Below are 22,074 nucleotides of genomic sequence, written 5' to 3'. Positions count from 1 at the left end.
GGGATGAAGCCATGACCACGCGCACCAACCTGTCGGCACTGGCGCTGCGGCACAGCACGCTCACGGTCTTCTTCATGATCGCGCTGGTCGCTGCGGGCGCCTACGCCTTCTTCAGCCTGGGCCGTGCCGAGGACCCGCCCTTCACCATCAAGCAGATGGTCGTGTCGGCCTCGTGGCCCGGCGCCACCTCGCGCGAGGTCGAGCAGCAGGTCACCGACAAGATCGAGACCAAGCTGCAGGAGCTGCCCTACTTCTACAACGTCACGAGCTACACCAAGCCGGGCGAGACCGTGATCTACGTCTCGCTGCGCGACGACACTCCGCCGGGCAAGGTGCAGGACCTCTGGTACCAGGTGCGCAAGAAGGTCGGCGACATCAAGGGATCCCTGCCCCAGGGCGTGGTGGGCCCGTTCTTCAACGACGAGTACGGCGACACCTACAGCATGATCTGGGCCTTTGAGGCCGACGGATTCTCGCCGGCCGACGTGAAGGAGATTGTGAAGGACGTCCGCCAGCGCCTGCTGCGCGTGCCCGACGTCACCAAGGCCGACCTGCTCGGCCTCCAGGACGAGAAGATCTACATCGAGTTCAGCCACGCGCGGCTGGCGATGCTCGGCATCCCGGTCGACCAGATCCTCGACGTCATCCGCCGCCAGAACGCGATCGTCGCCGCCGGCACGGTCGAGACCAAGGGCGAGCGCGTCGCGGTGCGCGTCGACGGCGCGCCCGCCTCCGCCGAGGACCTGGCGAGCCTTCCGTTCAGCGCCAACGGCCGCAACCTCGCTCTGTCCGATGTCGCCGAGATCAAGCGCGGCTACCAGGACCCGCGGCGGCTCGCGATGCGCTTCAACGGCAAGCCCGTGATCGGCCTCGGCGTCGTCATGGCGCCCGGCGGCAACGTCGAGACCCTGGGCAAGGCCCTCGATGCCGCCATGGCCGAGGTCGAGAAGGACCTGCCGGTCGGCATCACCGTGCACCGCGTCGCCAACCAGCCCGAAGTCGTGGCCAAGTCGTTCGAGGAATTCATCTCCGCCCTGGTCGAAGCGCTGGCCATCGTCCTGGTCGTCTCCTTCATCAGCCTGGGCGTGCGCACCGGCGTGATCGTGGCAATGTCGGTGCCGCTCGTGCTCGCCATCACCTTCGTCGGCATGCTGCTGCTGGGCATCGACTTCCAGCGCATCTCGCTCGGCGCCCTGATCATCGCCCTCGGCCTGCTGGTCGACGACGCGATCATCGCCGTCGAGATGATGATGGTGAAGCTGGAACAGGGCGCGAGCCGGATGGAAGCGGCCACCTACGCCTATACCTCGACCGCCTTCCCGATGCTGACCGGCACGCTGGTCACCGCCGTCGGCTTCGTGCCGGTCGGCTTCGCCCGCTCAAGCGCCGGCGAGTACACCAACTCGATCTTCTGGGTGGTCGGCCTGTCGCTGATCATCTCGTGGTTCGTGGCCGTGCTGTTCACGCCGTGGATGGGTTACCACCTGCTGCCGACCCCCAAGGTCCAGCACCACGACCCGTACAGCGGCCGCCTCTATCGCGCCTTCCGTCGGCTGGTCGTCTGGTGCGTGACCTGGCGCAAGACCACGATCGCCATCACGGCGCTCGCCTTCGTCGGCGCGATGGGCGCCTTCACCTTCGTGCAGAAGCAGTTCTTCCCGACAGCCAACCGGCCGGAGCTGATCGTCGACCTGCGGCTGGCCCAGGGCGCCTCGTGGGCGGCGACCAACAAGGAGGTGAAGCACCTCGAATCCTGGCTGGCCCGCGATCCCGACGTCGCCTTCTACACCTCGTATGTCGGCGCCGGCAGCCCGCGCTTCTACCTGCCGACCGTGCCCGAGCTGGCCAACGCCAACTTCGGCCAGGTCATCGTCATGACGCGCGACCTCGAGGCCCGCGAGCGCGTCGTGGCGGCGCTCGACCGGCTGTTCGCCACCGACTTCGAGGCGGTGCGCGCCCGTGTCCAGCGCCTGCAGAACGGCCCGCCGGTGAGCTACCCCGTCATGTTCCGCGTGCTGGGCGAGGACCCGCAGCAGGTCCGCGCCGTGGCCGAACAGGTCCGCCAGGTCTTCAAGGCCGATCCCGCGACCCGCGACATCAACTTCGACTGGAACGAGCTGGCCAAGACCGTGCGCCTCGAGGTCGACCAGAACAAGGCGCGCGCGCTCGGCGTCGATTCGCAGCTGCTGGGCAACACGCTGCAGACCCTGCTGTCCGGCGTGACCGTGACCCAGTACCGCGAGGGCACCGAGACGATCGACGTGGTGGCCCGCGCCGTGCCCGACGAGCGGCTGAGCGTCGAGGGGCTGGAGGCGATCAACCTGCGGACCGCCAACGGCGGCGTGGTCTCCCTCGCCCAGCTCGCGACGCTGCGTTTCGAGCTCGAGGAGCCGATCCTGTGGCGGCGCAACAAGGACCTCCTGATGACGGTCCGTGCCGGCGTGGTCGACGGCGTGCAGGGTCCCGACGTCGCCGCCCGAATCGACACGGCGCTGAAGCCGGTGCGCGACAACCTTCCGGCCGGCTATCGGATCGAGGTCGGCGGCGACAAGGAGGAGAGCGCCAAGAGCCAGGGCTCCATCTTCAAGATGATGCCGGTCATGGCCTTCCTGATGATGCTGTTCCTGATGTTGCAGCTCCAGAGCTTCTCCAAGCTGGCGCTGGTCGTGCTGACCGCCCCGCTCGGCCTGATCGGCGTCTCGCTCTTCCTCCTGCTGTTCAACCAGCCGTTCGGCTTCGTCTCGTTGCTGGGCGTGATCGCGCTGGCCGGCATGATCATGCGCAACTCGGTCATCCTGGTGGACCAGATCGACCAGGACATCGCCGCCGGCCATGCCGCCTGGGACGCCGTGGTCGACGCCACCGTGCGCCGAGCCCGTCCCATCCTGCTCACGGCGGGAACGGCGATCTTCGCCATGATCCCGCTGTCGCGCAGCGTCTTCTGGGGTCCGATGGCCGTCGCCCTGATGGGCGGCCTGCTTGTGGCGACCGCCCTGACCCTGCTTTTCCTGCCGGCGCTCTACGCCGCCTGGTTCCGGGTCAAGCGGCCGGCCGCGGAGCCCGTGCCGGTCGCCGTGCCGGCGCCCCCGCCGCTGGCCCTCGCGGCGGAGTAGCGATGGGCCGCAGCATCCTGCTGCGCCTCAGTGGAGCGCGGACCTCCAGGTCCGCATCATGATCATGAGCGGACCTGGAGGTCCGCGCTCCGGAAGAACATGATCCCGAGTCTACGAGATGGCGCCTTCGGCCGTGCGCAGGTCGCTCGTGCGGGCGGCGCTCACCTCGAGGATGATCTCGATGCCGCGCACCACGTCGTCGATCGCCATCGACGGCGCGGCGCCGGCCCGCGCCACCTGCTCGGGCACGAAGGGGATGTGCAGGAACCCGCCGCGGAACGGCGCCGGATGGTCCTGGGCGATATCCATCAGCGCATAGAGGATGTGGTTGCAGACGAAGGTGCCGGCCGTGTTCGAGACCGCGGCCGGCAGCCCGGCTTCACGCAGCCCCGCGACGCAGGCCTTGATCGGCAGCGTCGCGAAATAGGCCGCCGGCCCGTCCTTGACCACCGGCCTGTCGATCGGCTGCTTGCCGTCATTGTCTCGGATACGGGCGTCCTGGACGTTGATCGCTACCCGCTCGAGGCAGAGCTCGCTCCGTCCCCCCGCCTGCCCCACGCACAGGACGAGCTCGGGCTTCACCCTGTCGATGGCGGCCCGCAGCACGCCGGCCGAGCGGGCATAGGAGGTCGGCAGCTCGGCGGTATGGACCGCGAGCCCGCCCAGCCGCTTGCGCAGGCGCCCGACGGCCAGCGACGAGGGATTGACCTTGTCGCCCCCGAACGGGTCGAAGCCGGTGACCAGAGCCTTCATGACACACTCGCACCAAAACGAAAGGGGCGCCCTCGCGGGCGCCCCGACGTTAGTCCTTCGGGCCGTGGCCGGCTACTTGTTCGCCGCGTCGACCGCGCGGCGGGCCATCACGGTCACCAGGTGGGCGCGGTACTCGGCGCTGCCGTGGATGTCGCTGTTCAGGTCGTCGGCCGGGACCTTGATGTCCTTGATCGCATCCGACGTGAAGTTCTTCGCCAGCGCGTCCTCCATAGCCTTGACGCGGAAGACGCTCGGCCCTGCGCCCGTCACGGCGACGCGCACGCCGCCGGCCGTCTTGGCCACGAAGACGCCGACCATCGCGTAGCGCGACGCCGGGTTGGGGAACTTCATGTAGGCGGCCTTCTCGGGCTTGGGGAAGCTCACCGACGTGATGATCTCGCCGTCGGCCAGCGCCGTCTCGAACAGGCCCTTGAAGAAGCCGTCGGCCGCGTGCTTGCCGGTGTTGGTCGTGATCGTGGCGCCGAGCGCCACCACGGCAGCCGGATAGTCGGCGGCCGGATCGGAGTTGGCGACCGAACCGCCGATGGTGCCGCGGTTGCGAACCTGCGGGTCACCGATGTGCCCGGCGAGCTCGGCGAGCGCCGGGATGACCGACTTGACGTCCTTGGAGGTCGCGACGTCGGCATGGCGGGTCATGCCGCCGATCACCACGTTGCTGCCCTCGACCTTGATGCCGGCGAGGTCCTTGATGCCGCCCAGGTCGACGACATCGCTCGGCCGCGCCAGGCGCTGCTTCAGGGTCGGGATCAGGGTCATGCCGCCCGACATGACCCGCGCCTCTTCCTTGCCCTTCAGCAGGTTGGCCGCGTCGGCCAGCGACTTCGGACGGTGATAGGCGAAATCGTACATCTCTATTCCTCCCCTTACTCGGCCGCCGGGCGGCCCGCGCCGTGGATCGCCTGCCACACCGCGAGCGGCGTGGCCGGCATCGGCACGTGGCCGACGCCGAGCGGCGCCAGCGCGTCGTGGACGGCATTCATCACGGCGGCCGGTGCGGCGATCGCGCCGGCCTCGCCGCATCCCTTCACGCCCAGCGGATTGTGCGGGCAGGGCGTGACCTTGTAGCCGAGCTTGAACGACGGGACGTCGCTGGCGCGCGGCATTGTGTAGTCCATGTACGAGCCGCTGAGCAGCTGGCCCGTTTCCTTGTCGTAGACGGCGTTCTCGAGCAGCGCCTGGCCCACGCCCTGGACGATGCCGCCATGGACCTGCCCCTCGACGATCATCGGATTGATGATGTTGCCGAAGTCGTCCACCGCCGTGTGGCTGATGACCTCGACGACGCCGGTGTCGGGATCGATCTCGACCTCGCAGATCTGCGTGCCCGCCGGATAGACGAAGTTCGCCGGATCGTAGAAGGCGTTCTCGTCCATGCCGGGTTCGAGCTCGGTCAGCGGATAGTTGTGCGGCACGTAGGCCGCGAACACGGCCTGGGCGAGCGGCACGTTCTTGTCGGTGCCGGCCACCTTGAACACGCCGTCCTCGAAGACGACGTCGGCCGCCGAGGCCTCCATCAAATGGGCGGCGATCTTCTTGCCCTTGGCGATGATCTTGTCGGCCGCCTTCATGATGGCCGAGCCGCCGACCGCCAGCGAGCGGCTGCCGTAGCTGCCCATGCCGAAGGGCGTCGTCGCCGTGTCGCCATGGACGACCTCGATCTGCTCGATCGGCACCCCGAGCTTGTCCGACACGATCTGGGCGAAGGTCGTCTCGTGGCTCTGGCCGTGGCTGTGCGCCCCGGTCAGGACCTGGACGTTGCCGGTCGGGTTGAACTTGATCTGCGCCGACTCCCACTGGCCGACGCCGCCGCCCAGCTGGCCGATCACCTGCGACGGCGCCAGCCCGCAGGCCTCGATGTAGGAGGAGAAGCCGATGCCGCGCAGCTTGCCGCGCGACTTGGCCTCGGCGCGCCGCGCCTCGAAGCCCTTGTAGTCGGCGATCTTGATCGCCTCGTCGATGATCGGTGGGTAGTTGCCCGAATCGTACTGCAGCGCCACCGGCGTCTGGTACGGGAAGGCCGTCGACGGAATGAAGTTCTTCCGCCGCAGCTCGGCGGGATCCATCTTCAGCTCCATCGCCGCCTTGCTGACGATGGTCTCGACCACGAAGGTCGCCTCCGGCCGCCCGGCGCCGCGATAGGCGTCGACCGGCGCGGTGTTGGTCAGCGCCGCCTTGACGTTGGCGTAGATCAGCGGCGTCGTGTACTGCCCCGCCAGCAGCGTGGCGTAGAGGTAGGTCGGCACCGCGGTCGAGAACGTCGACAGGTAGGCGCCCATGTTGGCGATGGTCTCGACCTTGAGGGCCAGGAACTTGCCGTCCTTGTCGAGCGCCAGCTCGGCATGGGTGACGTGGTCGCGGCCGTGGGCGTCGGTCTGGAACGACTCGGTGCGCTCGGCGGTCCACTTGATGGGCCGGCCGACGCGGCTCGCCGCCCAGCAGACCATCGTCTCTTCGTTGTAGCAGAAGATCTTGCTGCCGAAGCCGCCGCCGACATCGGGGGCGATGACCCTGAGCTTGTGCTCGGGAATGCCGAGCACGAATGCCGACAGGATGAGCCGGAGAACGTGCGGGTTCTGCGACGTCGACCAGAGCGTGTAGTTCCCGGTGCCCTTGTCGTACTCCGCCGCCGCCGCGCGCGGCTCCATGGCGTTCGGGATCAGCCGGTTGTTCACGATGTCGAGCTTCGTGACGTGCGCGGCCTTGGCGAAGGCGGCGTCGACGTCGGCCTTCACGCCGATCTCCCAGTCGTAGATCAGGTTGCCCGGCGCCTCGGCGTGGATCTGCGGCATGCCGCCGTCCAGCGCCTTCGCGAGATCGACGTTGGCCGGCAGCACCTCGTAGTCGACCTTGATCGCCTCGGCGGCATCCTTGGCCTCGTCGGCGCTGTTGGCCACGACCATCGCCACCGTATCGCCGACATAGCGCACCGTGTCGGCGGCCATCACGGGATGGGGCGGCGCCTTGTGCGGCTGGCCGTGCTTGTCCTTGACCACCCAGCCGCAGATCAGGCCGCCGACCTTGGCGTCGGCGACGTCCTTGCCGGTGAAGATGTCGACCACGCCGGGCATCGCCTTGGCGGCCGAGATGTCGATGCCCTTGATCCTGGCATGCGCATGCGGCGAGCGGACGAAGTGGGCGTGGGTGGCGCGCGCCAGCGCCAGGTCGTCGACGTAACGGCCCGTGCCGGTCAGGAAGCGCTTGTCTTCCGTCCTCTTGACCCGGGCGCCGATTCCGGTTTGCGCGGTCATGGCTACACCCCCGCAGACTTCATGGCGGGCGCAGCCGCCAGGATGGCCTTAACGATGTTGTGGTAGCCGGTGCAGCGGCAGAGGTTGCCCTCGAGCTCGCGCCGCACGGTCGCTTCGTCGAGCTTGTAGTCGTGGCGCTTCACCATGTCGATCGCGCTCATCACCATGCCCGGCGTGCAGAAGCCGCACTGCAGGGCGTGGTTCTCGCGGAAGGCTTCCTGCATCGGATGCAGCTTCTCGGCGCTCTCGGCGAGGCCCTCGATGGTGATCACCTTGGCGCCTTCCGCCTGGACGGCGAGCATGGTGCAGGATTTCACCGACTTGCCGTCGACGTGCACGACGCAGGCGCCGCACTGGCTGGTGTCGCAGCCGACATGCGTGCCGGTCATGCCGAGATGCTCGCGCAGGAACTGGACCAGGAGCGTGCGCGCCTCGACCTTCCCCGAGACGGGCTTGCCATTGACGGTCATGGCGACGGGAATGGTCATCTAGTCTTCTCCCTCACATTTGTTGGTTTGCGCGGGCATCAAAAAGCGCGCCCCAAGGGCATTGAACAACTCTGGCAAGCCGTTCGTGGGCCGGTCAAGCGAATTGCAGGTGACGACCGACTCGGCGGAACAGCTCGGCTGCTAACGACTCGCAAGGTAGACGATGATCAGGACGGCGGCGCCGATCCCGATCACGGTCCAGTGACGAAAACCTCGCTGCGCCGCAGCAGAGGGCGGCACCGGCGGCGGCCCGAGGTTGCTCGGCACGCCGGCGACTGCCGCCGGCGACGGGTTGTTGATCGTGTTGGCGAACTTGCCGAAGAACTCGTCGGCCAGCTTGCGGGCGGTGCCTGTGATCAGGCGCGCGCCGACCTGGGCGATCTTGCCGCCGACCTGCGCGTCGACATTGTAGTCGAGGATCGTGTCGCTGCCGTCTTCCTTGAGCGTGACGACCGCCCCGCCCTTGGCGAAGCCCGCGACGCCACCCTGCCCTTCGCCGGTGATCCGGTAGCCGTTCGGCGGGTCGATGTCCGACAGCGTCACCTTGCCCGAGAAGCTGGCACTCACCGGCCCGATGCGCAGGCGGACCTTGGCCGTCATCTCGGTGTCGGACAGCTTCTCCAGCGATTCGCAGCCCGGAATGCAGGCTTGCAGAATGGATGCATCGTTCAGCGCGGCGAAGACCTTCTCGCGCGGCGCCGAGATCCTGTATTCACCCTTGATTTCCATGCGGTAACTCCCCGGCCGACGCCTACCACTTGCTGGTATAGGAGTCCGGCGGCGGTTCTGCCAGAGGTTCGCGCAAAGACACGTAGATCGTCGCCAGGTAGGGGATCGCCATGACGATCGCCAGGGCGGCGAACCAGTCGGCCTGGGTGTTCCAGAACAGCGTCCCGATCACCCAGCGGCCGCCGTCCACGGCGACCAGGCCGCCGGAGCCGCCGTCGTGCAGCTTGATGGCCCCTTCGGTGACGACCATCACGATGGCCCAGAAGATCAGCAGGCTCGCCAGCACGATTTCCGGCAGGACCGGCCGGATGCGGCTGTAGGAGCGGTCCATGCGGACGTAGCCGCGGCTGCCGTCGTAGCCCAGCAGCCGGCCGAACGACAGGGCCTTGGCCAGCCTGCCGGGCCTCGACACCTGCTCGCGGCGGGCGATCGTGAGCAGCTTCCACGCCATCAGGACGAGGCTCGGGATGACGAAGCTCCAGATCGGGAAGTCGCGGTAGCGGCCGTCGATGGCGATCTGGCGGAAGAAGTCGCCGATGCGGATGACGCCGTCGTACCAGTCGATGCTGATGACGATCAGATAGAAGATGCAGAGACCGGTCAGCACCAGATAGAGCATCTGCGCCATGAGGTCCGCGCGCTGGAAGATGCGCAGCCGCGGCAGCGCCCGCCACGCGCGCCACGCTTCGCGCACGCGCGCGCCGTAGAGCGACGGATCGGCCATGCGGCCCGTCAGGCTGTCGGCGACCCCGCGCAGCAGGGCGTAGCTGAACAGCGCAAGCAGCAGGGCCCAGAAGACGACGCCGACCATGCGCTCGAAGTAGAACATGCGCGACAGGTCGATCCATGTCGCCTGCACGTAGCAGGTGGCGACGAGCTGGGCGAACAGGGCGAAGACGACCAGGGCCTTGCCGCGGGCCTGGCGTCGAAGCCCGAAGAACCCACCGAGCATGAGGCCCGCCGCCAGCGTCGACAGCGTGAACAGGATCGGCCATTGCGGCTCGGCGGAGACCGGCTTGCCGAGCGCGAACTTGTCGTGTCGGTCGGCGTCGAGCAGGCCCCAGGCGGCGCCCACCGTGCCCTCCTGGCGCGCCTTCCAGTACTGGTCGAAGGCCTCGACGATGTTGTAGTCGAACTTCTCGCGCTCGGCGATGCCGCGGAAGATCGAGAAGAAGCGCACCTGCTCGACCCGTCCGGGGCGCGCATCGGAGCGCATGCGGCCGTCGCTCGGCCAGCCGGTCTCGCCGATGACGATCGGCTTGCCGGGGAAGCGCGCCTGCACCTTCTTGTAGATGTCGACGATGTGCTTCTCGATGCTGGGCTTCCCGTCGGGCTCGCGGCGCTCCAGGCCGATCGGCTCGTCCTCCCAGTAGGGCAGGATGTGGATGGTGATGAGATCGACCTCGTCGGCCAGCGAGGGATTGCGCAGCCAGAACTCCCAGACGTCGGCATAGGTCACGGGCTGCGACACGCGCTGCTTGACCTGGCGGATGTAGCTGCGGAGCTGGCTCGCGGTCAGGTCCTTGCGCAGCAGCACCTCGTTGCCGACGATCACCCGCTCGACCGTGTCCTTGTACTTGTTGGCATGGTCGATCAGCAGGTTGATCTGCTCGAGGTTCTCCTTGTCGTTGTCGTTCAGCCAGGCGCCGTGCCAGACCTTCAGCCCGTACTTGCCGGCGCGCTGCGGCACGGTCTCGAGGTTCTCGCCCGACGAATAGGTCCGCACGGCGCGGACCTTGCCCTGCAGCCGCCGCAGGTCGTCCTCGATCTGGCTGGGCGTCGGAAAGGTGCGCGTGAGCGGGCTCTGCCCCGGCCGATAGGGCGCAAAGGACACGCTCTGCAGCGGCGCCTGCGTCCAGCCGGCGATCTCGACCGGCCTGTTGGGCCACCACCACCACAGAAAGTTCAGCGCGCCGATCACCAGGAAGGCGATCAGCGCCGTCAGGACACGCATGGGCAGGCTTTTAGCAGGATCGATTGCAGGACGTATGGCTTTTCGCGGGCGGTTGTCCCCAAATGGCCCCTAGAGAGGTCCCCGGGCGAGCCCGGCCAGGGCCTGGCGGACCAGCTGATGCCCCCGGAACAGGACGGCCTCCTTCCAGTCGTCGGTCTCCGGGTAGAACTGCCGCCGCATGGCCGCCCGGATCGGGCCGGCCTCCTGGCCCAGCGGATCGCCGTACTTGTGCAGCCAGTGGTCGGCGCGGAAAGCCTTCTGCCCGCTGTCGCGGTCGAATGTGCCGAACTCGAGGGTGCACATGGTCAGCCGGGTCTCGGGCTCCTTCAGAAGGCGGTTGAGACCGTAGTGGCCCAGCCCATCACGGGCCTGAGAGGCGGTCTGGCCGCGCTTGGACTCGGTCACCGACTCGCCCCAGAAGGCCCTGACCCGCCGGGAACCGGGCGAATCAATGTCGTAGTGGGTGATCGGCTCGCCGTAGCCGTAGGGGCCGAGGCCGGTATGAAAGTCGATGACGGCGACGTCGGGACGCCCGCGCAGGAAGCGCTCGGCGATGGTGTGCAGCGTGCGGTTGGCCCAGGCCGGTCCGCCCCCGCCGAAGAACATGCCGTCGGGATGGGTGTACTGCCCGGCGGACACGGCCTGGAAGAAGGCGACGTCGCCCACCTTCTTGCGATAGTCGGCGAGCTTCGCGTTGGCGGCTTCCAGGGTCGCCGGGGAAAGGTCGCGCGGGATCAGAAGATCGGCGATCTCGAGATAGCCGTCGTTCGCCGGATAGGGCTTGTCGTGGTCGACGTAGTTGCGGTTGAGGTCGTTGCCCTCCTCCGTCACCCGGCGCGTCCAGGAGAAGCCGTAGGGGTTGATCGCGTGCACGAACAGGACGGCCGTGTCGGCCGGCAGCCCGGCCGCGCCCGTCCCCGCCAGCCAGTCGACCTGGAAGCCCGAGCCGCAGTAGCCCTCCGCGCCGTGGGTGCCCGAGATGGCGACCAGCACGCGCGAGGCGTCGTCGGGACCGAGGCGCGCCACGTCGGTCGACAGCGCCTCGCCGGCCGGCCCCTTGTGGGGATTGTCGTAGCGGAAGGTCGCGGCCCCGGCGATACGCGCGGCGGCCAGGAACTTGTCGCGTGCCTCGCCGTAGCTCGCGGCGAAGGAATGGATATGCGGCATCGACATCCCCTCAGGTCCGCAGCGTCAGGCCGCCATCGACCACGAGCTCGTGGCCGGTGATGAAGTCGGCCTCGTCGGAGGCCAGCAGCAGGGCGCCGCGGGCGATGTCGATCGGCTGGCCGAGGCGGCGCAGCGCCGCCTTCTTCTCCCAGACCGCCCGGATCTCCGGATTGTCGAAGTTGGTCCGCGTCATGCCGGTGTAGATCGCTCCGGGGCAGACATAGTTGGCCGTGATGTTGAACTTGCCGAGCTCGAGCGCCAGCGTGCGGGTGAGCCCGCCGACGCCCGCCTTGGACGCGCAGTAGGCGGCGAGGCCGTAGTCGGTGTCGAAGGCCATCACCGAGGCGGTGTTGACGATGCGGGCCCGTCCCTTCTCGCGCGCGCGCTCCTTCAGGGCCGGAATGGCTTCCCGGCACAGGCGGAACATGGCGCGGACGTTGACGCCGTTGACCCGATCCCATTCCTCGTCGGTCATCTCCTCGACGAACGCCCGGCCGCTCACACCCGCGTTGTTGAACAGGATGTCGAGCCCGCCGAAGCGCGACAGGGCCTCCGAGACGATGGTCTTCGGGGCGTCCTTGCCGGTGATGTCGCAACCCAGCGCCGCGATGGCGGCGCTTGCAGACGCCGTTTCGGCGACCGCGGATTCCGGCCGGTCCACCGCCAGCACCGATGCGCCTTCCTCGGCGAACAGTCGGGCGGAGGCCGCCCCGATGCCCGAGCCCGCCCCCGTGACGATCGCGATCTTGCCTGTCAGCCGTCCCATGTTCCTTCACTCCATCCTGACCCCGGAAGCAGCGCTGGCCGGAGCATCGCGGCCCGGCTCAGGCGACGGTGAGGACGACCTTGCCGGTGGCCTTGCGGGACAGCAGGGCGTTCATGGCCTCCGGCGCCTTCTCCAGCGGGAAGCGCATGGAGATGTGCGGCTTCAGCTTGCCCTCGCCGTACCACTTCAGCAGCTCGTCGAAGTTCTTGCGCGCCTCTACCGGCTCGCGGCCGCGCCAGGCGCCGTAGAACACGCCGCGCACGTCGCAGCTCTTCAGCAGGGCGAGATTGGCCGGCAGCGACGGGATGCGCCCGGCCGCGAAGCCGACGACCAGCAGGCGCCCGTACCAGGCGATGCAGCGGATCGCCTCGTCGAAGGCATCGCCGCCGACCGCGTCGTAGATGATGTCCGCGCCCTTGCCCTCGGTCAGCTCCTTCACCTTGTCCCGCATCTTCTCCTTGGCGTAGTTGACGAACATGGTGGCGCCGTACTTCCGGCAGATCTCCATCTTCTCGTCGGATCCGACCGCGGCGATCACCTTGAGGCCCATCAGCGCGCCCAGTTCCACCGCGGTCAGTCCGACACCGCCCGAGGCGCCCGTCACCAGCAGCGTCTCGCCCACGCGATAGCTGCTGCGCTGCTTCAGCGCGTAGTACGAGGTCCCGTAGGTCATCGTGAACGCCGCGCCGTCCTCGTAGCTCATGTTGGCGGGCATGGGCAGGAGCTGCCCCTGGTCGGCGACCACCTCGGTGGCATAGCCGCCATGGCCGACCGCGGCGATGACGCGATCGCCCGGCTTGTACGCGCTCACGCCCTCGCCCACCTCGATGACGTCACCCGCGACCTCGTGGCCCGGCGCGAAGGGGCGCGGCGGCTTGAACTGGTACTTGTCCGCGATGATCAGCGTGTCGGGGAAGTTGACGCCGGCCGCCTTGACCGCGACACGCACCTGGCCCTTGCCCAGCGCCGCGGAGGGCACGTCCATGAGCTTCAGGCTTTCCGGTCCGCCCGGGGTCTCGCTCATCATCGCCCGCATCGGCTCAGCTCCGTCTTTTGCGTTCGTTCCTGCGGGCCCATTGATACGATGGCGGACCGTGCAGCGTCCATCCGTGCTAGAAGGGCCTGTTCGCGGGGAGGAAAATGGCAGGCCTGTACTTCGAGGAATTCAAGCCGGGCCAGGTGTTCGAGCACGCCTGGACCCGCACCGTCACCGAGATGGACAACGTGCTCTACAGCTCGCTCACGATGAACGTGCAGCCGCTGCATCTCGACGAGGAGTTCGCGTCCAGGACCGAGTTCGGGCAACGCATCGTCAACAGCCTGTTCACGCTCGGCCTCATGATCGGCATCACGGTCAACGACACGACCCTCGGCACCACGATCGCCAATCTCGGCATGACCGACGTCCGCTTTCCCAAGCCGGTGTTCCACGGCGATACGCTCCGGGTGCGCACGACCGTGGCCAGCGTGCGCGAGAGCCGGTCGCGGCCCGATGCCGGGATTGTCGAGTTCAACCACATGGCCATCAACCAGCGCGGCGAGACGGTGGCCGAGTGCACCCGCCAGGCCCTGATGCGGAAGCGGCCCAATGGCTGATAGCGAGGTTGTCATCCCGAGCGCAGCGAGGGACCTTTCGTATCGCCCCAGAGACCCCTCGCTCCGCACGGGGTGACAGTTCGACCCAGGAGACCTGATGCGTTCCTTTCTGTTCGTGCCCGGCGATTCGGAGCGCAAGCTCGCCAAGGGCCCTGCTTCCGGTCCGGACGGGCTGATCCTCGACCTCGAGGATTCAGTCGCGGCCGATCGCAAGGAAGCGGCGCGCGGCATGGTGCTCGACTACCTCAAGTCGGCGAGCCGGTCGGGCCCCCGCCTCTACGTCCGGGTGAATGCGCTGGACACGGGCCTGACCTTGGGCGACCTGGCCGTCGTGATGCAGGGCCGGCCCGACGGCATCGTGTTTCCCAAATGCGTCGGCCAGGCCGATCTCGACCTGCTCGCGCACTATCTCGACGCGCTGGAGGCCCGCGAAGGCGTCGCGGCCGGCACGACCCGGATCCTCACGATCGCCACCGAGAGCGCCGCGGCGGTGCTGGCGCTTGCCGCCGCGCCGGCCCGGCATGCCCGCCTGGTCGGCCACTCGTGGGGCGGCGAGGACCTGATGGCCGATCTCGGCGCGCTGGCCAAGGGCGCGGCACCGGGCGACTACGACGACACGTTCCGCCTCGCCCGCACCGTCAACCTGATGGCTTCGGTGGCAGCCGGCGTCACCGCCTACGACACGGTCTATCCCGACATCCGCAACGTCGCGGGCCTGCGCGCCGAGGCGACGGACGCGCGCCGCATGGGCTACGGCGGCAAGATCGCCATCCATCCCGACCAGGTCGCCACGATCCACGAGGTGTTCACGCCCTCGGCGCAGGAGGTCGACTGGGCGCAGCGGGTGGTCGCCACCTTCGAGAGCAATCCCGGCGCCGGCGTGCTGACCCTCGACGGCAAGATGCTCGACCGTCCGCATCTCGTGCTGGCCCGCCGGCTCCTGGCCCGCGCGGGATGAAGGACAATTTCGGCCTCCTCGCCACGCTCGACCAACTCTTCTCCGGCGACACCGGATCGATCCTGACCCTCGACGACTTCCTCGGCGGGCTGCAGGGCCGCTCCTACGCCTTCGCGATCGCGGCAATCAACCTGCCCAACTGCGTCCCCACCGGCATCCCCTGGCTGTCGACCATCACCGGCGTGCCGATGCTCTTCCTGTTCGTGCAGTCGCTGGCCGGCCGGCCGGCCCCCTCCCTGCCCGCCTTCATCGGCCAGCGCGGCCTGTCGCGCGGGCGGCTGCAGGCCTTCCTCGGCCGCGCCCGCCGCCACATCCAGTGGCTCGAGCGCAACGTCCACGCCCGCTTCGAAGGCTGGGTGAGCGGCCTGCCGCGGCATCTGGTACGCCTCGCCCTGGCGACGAACATCGCCATCCTCGCCGTGCCGATTCCCTTCGACAATCTCCTGCCGGCCTGGGCGATCCTGTTCTTCAGCCTCGCCCTGATCGAGGACGACGGCCTCATGGCGATGCTGGGCTGGTTCTTCACCCTCCTCACGGCCGCCTGGACTCTCTTCCTGCTGCTGCTCGGCCATGCCGCCGTCGTCGCGCTGATCGTGAACCTGCGCCATCTCCTGTTCGACTAGGAGCCCCCACATGACCACCGCGATCGAACCGGCGTCCGACCTGCTGGCCGCCCTCGACAGGGGCGAGTCCCTGCCCGCGCACTGGTACACCGATCCCGCGATCCTCGAGCAGGAGATGCTGCAGGTCTTCCGCCGGAGCTGGAACTATGTCGGGCCGCTGCGCGAACTCGCCGAAGTCGGCGACTACGTCACCGGCCACGCCGGCAACGTGCCCGTGCTGGTGGTGCGCAACGACGAGGGGCTGGCCGGCTTCGTGAACGTCTGCCGACACCGCCGCCACCTCGTCATGAAAGGCCGCGGCAAGGCGGCCCTCCTCCAGTGCAGCTATCACGCCTGGACCTACGATCTCGCCGGCGGCCTGCGCCGCGCGCCGCGATCGGCGGAGGAGCCCGGCTTCCGGCTGGAGGACTTCCCCCTGCTGCCGGTCCGCGCCGAGGCGGTCGGGCCGTTCGTGTTCGTCAATCTCGATCCGGACGCGCCCGCGGCCGAGACCTGCTACGGCCCTGTGCTCGACATCATCGCGCGCAGCGGCGTCGATCTCGCGACGATCGAGCTGCACAGCCGCGGCGACTGGGCGGCGCGCGCCAACTGGAAGGCGATGCTCGAGAACTATCTCGAATGCTATCACTGCGCCGTCGCCCATCCCGGCTTCAGCGCGGCGATCGACGTGCGTCCCGACGTCTACACGCTGGCGTCGCACGGCTGGTTCTCCAGCCAGGCCGGCCGCGTGCGACCCGCTGCCCTCGAGGGCAGGAGCAAGATCGAGCTCTACGACGTGCGCGGCGCCGTGGCCGAATCGCAGTACCACTTCCTGTGGCCGAACCTCACCATCAACATCAATCCGGGTTTCCCCAACCTGTCGGTCGACGTCTGGCTGCCCGACGGCACCGGCGCGACGCGCGGCTTCTCCGAGCAGTATTTCGCCCCCGGCGTCGATCCGCAGTTCGCCGAGGCGCTGGTCGGCTTCAACCGGCAGGTGGCCCAGGAGGACGACGATCTCACCGACTCCGTCCAGCAGGGTCTCGCCGGCGGCCTGCCGGCCCGTGGCCGCTTCCTTACCCGGAGCGAGCAGCTGGTGATCCAGTTCCAGAAGATGATCGCGCGAGCCCTGAGCGGCGCCTCTGCCGTTTAGCTACCTGGGCGGGCGCGTGACTGGGCGCGCCCTTCTCGTCATCCCGACCGGAGCGCGGAGCGCGAAGTGGAGGGATCCTCTCTCCACGACCAGGGGCTTGGCGTAGCATCGAGGTCCCTCCACGCGGCCCTTCGGGCCTTGGTCGGGACGACGAAACGGCAGGAGCGAACCGGAGCGACGACTAATACGAGCGCGGCAGGTCCAGCACGTGCTCGGAGATGAAGTTCAGGATCATGTTGGTCGAGATCGGCGCCACCATGTAGAGGCGCGTCTCGCGGAACTTGCGCTCGATGTCGTACTCCTCGGCGAAGCCGAAGCCGCCATGCGTCTGCACGCACATGTCGGCGGCTGCCCAGGCGGCCTCCGAGCCCAGCATCTTGGCCATGTTCGCCTCGGCGCCGCAGGGCAGGCCCGCCTCGTAGAGCGTGGCCGCCTTGCGCACCATCAGGTCGGCCGCCTCGGTCTGGGCATAGGCGCGCGCGATCGGGAACTGCACGCCCTGATTCTGGCCGATCGGCCGGCCGAACAGGTTTCGGCCCTTGGCGTACTCGGTCGCCTTCTCGATGAACCACCGGGAGTCGCCGATGGTCTCGGCGGCGATCAGCACCCGCTCGGCGTTCATGCCGCTCAGGATGTAGCGGAAGCCCTGGCCTTCCTCGCCGATCAGGTTCTCCGCCGGCACTTCCATGTTGTCGAAGAACACCTCGGTGCTGTTGTGGTTCATCATCGTGCGGATCGGCTTGATGGTGAGCCCCTTGGACAGCGTCTCGCGCATGTCGACCAGGAACACCGACAGGCCCTCGGTGCGCTTCTTGGTCTGCTCGCGCGGCGTCGTTCGGGCCAGCAGGAGCATCAGATCGGAATGCTCGGCGCGGCTGGTCCACACCTTCTGGCCGTTGACCAGGTAGGTGCTGTTGTCCTTCTTCACCGCCGTCGTGCGCAACGCCAGCGTATCGGTGCCGCTGGTCGGCTCGGTGACGCCGAAAGCCTGCAGGCGCAGCTCGCCCGTGGCGATCTTCGGCAGGTAGCGTTCCTTCTGTTCCTTGGACCCGTGCCGCAGCAGCGTGCCCATGATGTACATCTGGGCGTGGCAGGCGGCGCCATTGCAGCCGGCGCGCTGCACCTCCTCGAGCACTGCCGCGGCAGCCGAGATGCCGAGTCCCGAGCCGCCATATTCCTCCGGGATCAGGATGGCGAGCCAGCCGGCTTCGGTCAGCGCCCGCACGAATTCCGTCGGATACCCGCGGTCGCGATCGAGCTTGCGCCAGTAGGCGCCATCGAACTTGAGGCAGAGTTGGCGGACCGCATCGCGGATTTCGGGGTGCGTGGGGGCGTAGGGATTGTCCATGGCGGGCGACCCTAGAGCACTTTCGACGCGCCTTGAACAGCCGGTCCTTGCGCCAGGCGGCCCAGCGCGTCGACCAGCGGTCCGTGGACATCGGCGCCGAAGCCGTCGACCGTGGGCTCGCGCCGCGCCGTGACGCCGTCGACGGCGCCGGCCTGCTCGACCGTCGCCCGCGTGACGGCGAGGTCGCGCTCGGCCGTGAGGAACGGCGCGATCGCCGCTGCCCAGTCGGAGCGCACGACGGCCAGCGTCGCCATCAGCCCGTAGGCGCCCCAGTTCGAGACGCCCGCGACCACGAGATGGTCGCACGCCGTCACGCAGGCGATCGACTCGCCGTTGGGCACGGTGGTGGCGATCAGCCCGGCCGGCAGCTTGCCCATGCCGATCTCGTTGCCGCCGTCCCCGACCGCCAGCCGGGTCCACGGCCCGCCGAGAAAGAGATCGTCCAGCGGCGCCGTCCAGGGCGAGACGTCGACGCCGCGCATGTTGCGCGGCCGGCCGTCGGCGCTGCGGCCGCATCGCTCGATCGCGACGGCATGGCTGACCCCGTCGCGACGCCAGGCCTCGGTCAGGGCGCGCAGCCCCGCCGCGTCGGCCACCCCCACCTCGTCGACGGCGATCGGACGGCCGACGGCGGCGATGGCGGCCCGCACCGCGCCGGCGCACGGCGAGTCGACGGCGATGCGCACCGGCAGGCCGCAGTCCGCCAGGGAAGCGGCCAGCAGCACGGTGCCGACCGGCCCGTCGGTCTCGGGCGCCTCGACGCCGTCGCGCGGCACGAAGAACCCGGTGATCAGGCCGACGCTGGTCGCCCCGGCGAGCGCCTCGGCGGCGGCCTGGAGCCCGCCCCGGCTGGCCGCGATCAGCTCCGTCGTCCGGCGTCCGACATCGCGACAGACCAGCGCTTCGATGGCGGCGATACGCTCCGCCTCACTTTTCCCTGGCGACATACACTCCCGTCCAGTCGGTCGGCGAATCGTCGATCAGGCTGTCGACGCGCGCCCGCATCATCTCGTAGTAGCCCTGGCGCCAGCCGACAGACTCGGCCGCCTCCTGGCACGCCGCGATCAGCTCCAGAGCCTCGGCGAATCCGCCGCTGCGGTATTGCGCGAGGAACGCCGCCTGCCGGCGCACCAGCTCGTGATAGGCTGGCGTCTGCGCCAGTTCAATGCCGCCCATCAGCACGTGCATGCGCTCGGGTTCGGACTTGCCCTTGACCGTGATGAGGTCGAGCTCCAGCACCGCGTAGCCCGGCACCGCCATCCGGGTCTTGTCGCCGATGATGATGCCCACGCCGTAGGCCTTGCACTGGCCCTCCAGCCGCGACGCCAGGTTCACGTCGTCGCCCAGACAGGAATAGGTGAAACGCTGGGTCGAGCCGAAATTGCCGACGGAGGCCATGCCGGTGTTGAGGCCGATGCCGATGTTGACCGGCAAGTGGTGGCGCCCCTCCGCCTCGGCCTCGACGCGCCATTCCTCGTTGAGGATGCGCAGCCGCTCCTGCATGGCGAGCGCGGTGTCGCAAGCCCGCGCGGCATGACCGTCCACCGCGAGCGGCGCGTTCCAGAACGCCATGATGGCATCGCCCATGTACTTGTCGATCGTGCCGCGGTGGCCGAGCACCAGGTCGGTCATCGGCGTCAGGAAGCGGTTCATGAAGCGCGTCAGGCCGTGCGGATCGAACTGCTCGGAGATCCGGGTGAAGCCGCGCACGTCGGTGAACATGACGGTGATCTCGCGCATCTCGCCGCCGAGCTGCAGAAGCTCCGGGTGGCGCGCCAGCTGCTCGACCACGTCCGGCGACAGGTAAAGGCCGAAGGCGCCGCGGATCGCCGACCGTTCGCGCTCGGTGCGCATGAACGCGAGCGCCGTGCCGCTGACGTAGATCGCCGCCAGCGTGACCGGCGGATAGATCGGGTCGAACAGCAGGTCGTAGCGGGAGAAGGCGATCCACGGCACGACCAGGCCGATGGCGATGAAGACCGCGGCGGTGATCGCCATGCGGCCGGCCGCCAGGCGCGGCAGCAGGAAGACGAACAGCGCGCCGATCGCGGCCAGATACAGAAGCTCGGCGCCGTCGGCGAAGTCCGGCCGCGAGAGGAACTTCTGCTCCAGCATCTGCTCGGCGAGCTGGGCATGCACCTCGACCCCGGCCACGGCCGAATCGATCGGTGTGGCGCGCAGGTCCTTGAGGCCGATCGCGCTGGTGCCGACGAACACCACGTTGCCCTCCAGCCGGTCGGGCGGTGCCTTTCCGTCGAGCACGTCCCGAGCCGACACGTAGCGCTCGGCACGGTGCCCGGTGTCGTAGAGGGCCAGCCGGCCATGCGCGTCGGTCGGCACCTCGAGGTCGCCTGTCCGGATGGCGACGATGCCGCTCTTGACGCCGAACGACAGCTCGCTGCTGGCACCGGACGACTTCACCACGTAGGTGCTGGCGTCCTGGCCGACCCGCAGGGCCTCGATGGCGAGCGCCGGAAAGAGCCCTTCCTGGCCGGCCAGCCGATAGAGCATGGGCACCCGCCGGATCACCGCCCCGCCCAGGTCCGTGTTGACGCTGCCGTTGCCCTTCGCCGCGGCCTCGAGGATCGGGATCGCCTTCACCGCGCCCTGCTGCACCGGCAGGAACTGGCTGGGATCGTCGCCGGCGAAGGCCACGCCATGGTAGCGCCGTGGCGGCTCCAGCCTGGCGTTAAGGTCGAAGCCGAACCCCAGGACCACGGTCGACTGCGCCATCGCATCGGCCAGGACCTGGTCGTTGTCCTGGATGGCCGCCGCCAGCCGCTGCACGGTCTCGGGGTCGGTGTAGGAGACGAGGCTGCGCACCATGCGGCTGATCGAGGAGCGGTCGGGCTCGGAGAACAGCACGTCGAAGGCGATGACCGCCGCGCCCTTCTCGGTCAGGCGGTCGACCAGCTTGGCCACGATCGTGCGCGGCCACGGCCACTGGCCGTGCTCGGCCAGCGCCGCTTCGTCGATGTCCACGATGCGCACCGGAGTCTGCGGATTGTAGGTTCGCGGCTTCAGCCGCTGGTAGGTGTCGAAGGCGAAGTCGCGCAGCCTCGACAGGCCCTCCGGATCGCCGGCCCGCAGCGCCAGCGCACCGAACAGCACGAGGAGCGAGACGATCCAGGGCAACCGCACATTGTTGCGGCCCAACAGCCAACGCATGCGCATCAGACGCCCCTGCCCTCCTGCCGAGTCACTTTACGGAAGGATGGCGGGCAAGCCAAATTGCGCCGCTTGTCGCCCGAACCCAAATCCGCCGTCCTGCACGGCATCTACTTCAAGCTGGGCTCGCTGCTGCTGTTCTGCACCATGGACGCCATGGTGAAGGCACTCGGCGGCGTCTACGACGCGTTCCAGCTCATGCTGGCCCGCAGCGCCATTGCCATGGCCCCGCTCGCCTTCATCATCTGGCGCTCCGGCGGTCTGCGCTCGCTGCGCCCCAACCGACCGTGGCTGCAGGCGCTGCGCATCTGCGTCGGCTTCGGCAGCATGCTGGGCTTCTTCTACGTGTTCCCGCGCATGCCGCTGGTCGACGCCTACGCCATCTCCTATGCCGCGCCGCTGTTCATGGTGGCGCTGTCGGTGCCGCTGCTGGGCGAGCCGGTCGGCTGGCGACGGTGGAGCGCGGTCGGCGTGGGCTTCGCCGGGGTGCTCGTCATGCTCGACCCCTGGGGGATCGAGTTCCACGCCATGTCCCTGATCGTGCTCGGGGCGACCTTCTGCTACTCGCTGTCGACCGTGATGGTGCGCCTGCTGAGCCGCCACGACTCCGACCTCGTCATGCTCTTCTGGTTTTCGCTGTCCGCCAGCGCGGTGTCGCTGGCCGGCGCCATCCCGGTCTGGATCTGGCCGACACCGCTCGATTGGCTGTGGCTGATCCTGCTCGGCCTGCTGGGCGGCTTCGCCCAGATCCTGATGACCCGGGCCTGGCGGCTCGCGCCGGCGGCCGTGCTGGCGCCGTTCGACTATGCCTCGATCGTGCTGGCCATGCTCTACGGCTTCCTGTGGTTCCGCGAGACGCCGTCCTGGACGGTCTGGTTCGGCCTGCCGCTGGTCATCGCCTCGGGCCTCTACATCCTCCATCGCGAGCGCGTCCGGGCGCGCCAGCACGACGTCGCCCTGGCACCGGAAACGGCGGCGTAACCCCTTGATGGATTGGGGTTTTATTGCCG

The 22,074-nt window shown here is 68.6% G+C and carries 18 protein-coding genes; 6 read left to right on the top strand and 12 right to left on the bottom strand.

Annotated features, from left to right (window positions below):
• Positions 1 to 11: 11 nt before the first annotated feature.
• The gene (locus tag ACO073_RS15165) at positions 12 to 3,113 is read left to right on the top strand and encodes an efflux RND transporter permease subunit (RefSeq protein WP_421998416.1); all 3,102 of its coding nucleotides are present in this window, start codon (positions 12 to 14) and stop codon (positions 3,111 to 3,113) included.
• 111 nt (positions 3,114 to 3,224) lie between these two features.
• Here ACO073_RS15165 and pcp read toward each other — a convergent pair whose 3' ends face one another.
• From pcp to ACO073_RS15120, 9 genes are all read right to left on the bottom strand, one after another.
• Positions 3,225 to 3,866: a pyroglutamyl-peptidase I gene (gene pcp / locus ACO073_RS15160; RefSeq protein ID WP_421998415.1), complete on the bottom strand. Its 642-nt coding sequence runs from the start codon at positions 3,864 to 3,866 to the stop codon at positions 3,225 to 3,227.
• Between the two features lie 72 nt (positions 3,867 to 3,938).
• Entirely contained in the window at positions 3,939 to 4,736 is a 798-nt protein-coding gene (locus ACO073_RS15155) for an FAD binding domain-containing protein (RefSeq protein ID WP_421998413.1), read from the bottom strand.
• Positions 4,737 to 4,750: 14 nt separating this feature from the next.
• Positions 4,751 to 7,135 carry a xanthine dehydrogenase family protein molybdopterin-binding subunit gene (locus ACO073_RS15150; protein ID WP_421998412.1) on the bottom strand — a complete coding sequence of 795 codons (2,385 nt, stop codon included), beginning with the start codon at positions 7,133 to 7,135 and terminating at the stop codon, positions 4,751 to 4,753.
• Between the two features lie 2 nt (positions 7,136 to 7,137).
• Positions 7,138 to 7,623, bottom strand: a complete 486-nt coding sequence (locus ACO073_RS15145; RefSeq protein ID WP_421998411.1) for a (2Fe-2S)-binding protein — start codon at positions 7,621 to 7,623, stop codon at positions 7,138 to 7,140.
• Positions 7,624 to 7,764: 141 nt separating this feature from the next.
• On the bottom strand, positions 7,765 to 8,352 hold the full coding sequence (locus ACO073_RS15140; RefSeq protein WP_421998410.1) for an SRPBCC family protein: 588 nt from the start codon (positions 8,350 to 8,352) through the stop codon (positions 7,765 to 7,767).
• 22 nt (positions 8,353 to 8,374) lie between these two features.
• Positions 8,375 to 10,306: a hypothetical protein gene (locus ACO073_RS15135; RefSeq protein WP_421998409.1), complete on the bottom strand. Its 1,932-nt coding sequence runs from the start codon at positions 10,304 to 10,306 to the stop codon at positions 8,375 to 8,377.
• A gap of 69 nt (positions 10,307 to 10,375) precedes the next feature.
• Positions 10,376 to 11,479 (bottom strand): M14 family metallopeptidase, encoded by a 1,104-nt coding sequence (locus ACO073_RS15130; RefSeq protein ID WP_421998408.1) that lies wholly within the window; start codon positions 11,477 to 11,479, stop codon positions 10,376 to 10,378.
• A gap of 4 nt (positions 11,480 to 11,483) precedes the next feature.
• Positions 11,484 to 12,239 carry an SDR family NAD(P)-dependent oxidoreductase gene (locus ACO073_RS15125; RefSeq protein WP_421998407.1) on the bottom strand — a complete coding sequence of 252 codons (756 nt, stop codon included), beginning with the start codon at positions 12,237 to 12,239 and terminating at the stop codon, positions 11,484 to 11,486.
• A gap of 58 nt (positions 12,240 to 12,297) precedes the next feature.
• Complete coding sequence (locus ACO073_RS15120) at positions 12,298 to 13,275, bottom strand: NADPH:quinone oxidoreductase family protein (protein ID WP_421998406.1); 978 nt, start codon at positions 13,273 to 13,275, stop codon at positions 12,298 to 12,300.
• 104 nt (positions 13,276 to 13,379) lie between these two features.
• Here ACO073_RS15120 and ACO073_RS15115 point away from each other — a divergent pair, with 104 nt between their 5' ends.
• The 4 genes from ACO073_RS15115 (at position 13,380) to ACO073_RS15100 (ending at position 16,548) form a co-directional block, all read left to right on the top strand.
• Entirely contained in the window at positions 13,380 to 13,835 is a 456-nt protein-coding gene (locus ACO073_RS15115; RefSeq protein WP_421998404.1) for a MaoC family dehydratase, read from the top strand.
• Between the two features lie 97 nt (positions 13,836 to 13,932).
• Positions 13,933 to 14,793 carry an HpcH/HpaI aldolase/citrate lyase family protein gene (locus tag ACO073_RS15110; protein ID WP_421998403.1) on the top strand — a complete coding sequence of 287 codons (861 nt, stop codon included), beginning with the start codon at positions 13,933 to 13,935 and terminating at the stop codon, positions 14,791 to 14,793.
• On the top strand, positions 14,790 to 15,416 hold the full coding sequence (locus ACO073_RS15105) for an exopolysaccharide biosynthesis protein (RefSeq protein WP_421998402.1): 627 nt from the start codon (positions 14,790 to 14,792) through the stop codon (positions 15,414 to 15,416). Before ACO073_RS15110 ends, ACO073_RS15105 begins: the two co-directional genes overlap by 4 nt.
• A gap of 10 nt (positions 15,417 to 15,426) precedes the next feature.
• A complete protein-coding gene (locus tag ACO073_RS15100) occupies positions 15,427 to 16,548 on the top strand; it encodes an aromatic ring-hydroxylating oxygenase subunit alpha (protein WP_421998400.1) in 1,122 nt (373 codons plus the stop codon).
• Between the two features lie 181 nt (positions 16,549 to 16,729).
• Here ACO073_RS15100 and ACO073_RS15095 read toward each other — a convergent pair whose 3' ends face one another.
• From ACO073_RS15095 to ACO073_RS15085, 3 genes are read right to left on the bottom strand one after another with little or no spacing between them, the layout of a single operon-like run.
• On the bottom strand, positions 16,730 to 17,896 hold the full coding sequence (locus ACO073_RS15095; RefSeq protein WP_421998399.1) for an acyl-CoA dehydrogenase family protein: 1,167 nt from the start codon (positions 17,894 to 17,896) through the stop codon (positions 16,730 to 16,732).
• 11 nt (positions 17,897 to 17,907) lie between these two features.
• Complete coding sequence (locus ACO073_RS15090) at positions 17,908 to 18,843, bottom strand: glutamate cyclase domain-containing protein (RefSeq protein WP_421998398.1); 936 nt, start codon at positions 18,841 to 18,843, stop codon at positions 17,908 to 17,910.
• Entirely contained in the window at positions 18,824 to 21,064 is a 2,241-nt protein-coding gene (locus tag ACO073_RS15085; protein WP_421998397.1) for a CHASE2 domain-containing protein, read from the bottom strand. The genes ACO073_RS15090 and ACO073_RS15085 overlap by 20 nt, the downstream gene beginning before the upstream one ends.
• Positions 21,065 to 21,136: 72 nt before the next feature.
• Between ACO073_RS15085 and ACO073_RS15080 the strand changes: the two genes are divergently transcribed.
• On the top strand, positions 21,137 to 22,045 hold the full coding sequence (locus ACO073_RS15080) for a DMT family transporter (RefSeq protein ID WP_421998396.1): 909 nt from the start codon (positions 21,137 to 21,139) through the stop codon (positions 22,043 to 22,045).
• Positions 22,046 to 22,074 lie beyond the last annotated feature (29 nt).

Source organism: Reyranella sp. (genome assembly GCF_965229815.1).
In the GTDB taxonomy this organism is placed as follows: Bacteria; Pseudomonadota; Alphaproteobacteria; order Reyranellales; family Reyranellaceae; genus Reyranella.
This window is presented reverse-complemented; position numbering and strand designations above follow the sequence as displayed.

Coding starts and splice junctions, on each gene's coding strand:
- ACO073_RS15120 (WP_421998406.1), bottom strand. CDS start 13,275: ATGCGGGCGATGATGAGCGAGACCCCGGGCGGACCGGAAAGCCTGAAG.
- ACO073_RS15155 (WP_421998413.1), bottom strand. CDS start 4,736: ATGTACGATTTCGCCTATCACCGTCCGAAGTCGCTGGCCGACGCGGCC.
- ACO073_RS15130 (WP_421998408.1), bottom strand. CDS start 11,479: ATGTCGATGCCGCATATCCATTCCTTCGCCGCGAGCTACGGCGAGGCA.
- pcp (WP_421998415.1), bottom strand. CDS start 3,866: ATGAAGGCTCTGGTCACCGGCTTCGACCCGTTCGGGGGCGACAAGGTC.
- ACO073_RS15145 (WP_421998411.1), bottom strand. CDS start 7,623: ATGACCATTCCCGTCGCCATGACCGTCAATGGCAAGCCCGTCTCGGGG.
- ACO073_RS15095 (WP_421998399.1), bottom strand. CDS start 17,896: ATGGACAATCCCTACGCCCCCACGCACCCCGAAATCCGCGATGCGGTC.
- ACO073_RS15135 (WP_421998409.1), bottom strand. CDS start 10,306: ATGCGTGTCCTGACGGCGCTGATCGCCTTCCTGGTGATCGGCGCGCTG.
- ACO073_RS15100 (WP_421998400.1), top strand. CDS start 15,427: ATGACCACCGCGATCGAACCGGCGTCCGACCTGCTGGCCGCCCTCGAC.
- ACO073_RS15090 (WP_421998398.1), bottom strand. CDS start 18,843: ATGTCGCCAGGGAAAAGTGAGGCGGAGCGTATCGCCGCCATCGAAGCG.
- ACO073_RS15150 (WP_421998412.1), bottom strand. CDS start 7,135: ATGACCGCGCAAACCGGAATCGGCGCCCGGGTCAAGAGGACGGAAGAC.
- ACO073_RS15110 (WP_421998403.1), top strand. CDS start 13,933: ATGCGTTCCTTTCTGTTCGTGCCCGGCGATTCGGAGCGCAAGCTCGCC.
- ACO073_RS15085 (WP_421998397.1), bottom strand. CDS start 21,064: ATGCGTTGGCTGTTGGGCCGCAACAATGTGCGGTTGCCCTGGATCGTC.
- ACO073_RS15165 (WP_421998416.1), top strand. CDS start 12: ATGACCACGCGCACCAACCTGTCGGCACTGGCGCTGCGGCACAGCACG.
- ACO073_RS15125 (WP_421998407.1), bottom strand. CDS start 12,239: ATGGGACGGCTGACAGGCAAGATCGCGATCGTCACGGGGGCGGGCTCG.
- ACO073_RS15105 (WP_421998402.1), top strand. CDS start 14,790: ATGAAGGACAATTTCGGCCTCCTCGCCACGCTCGACCAACTCTTCTCC.
- ACO073_RS15115 (WP_421998404.1), top strand. CDS start 13,380: ATGGCAGGCCTGTACTTCGAGGAATTCAAGCCGGGCCAGGTGTTCGAG.
- ACO073_RS15140 (WP_421998410.1), bottom strand. CDS start 8,352: ATGGAAATCAAGGGTGAATACAGGATCTCGGCGCCGCGCGAGAAGGTC.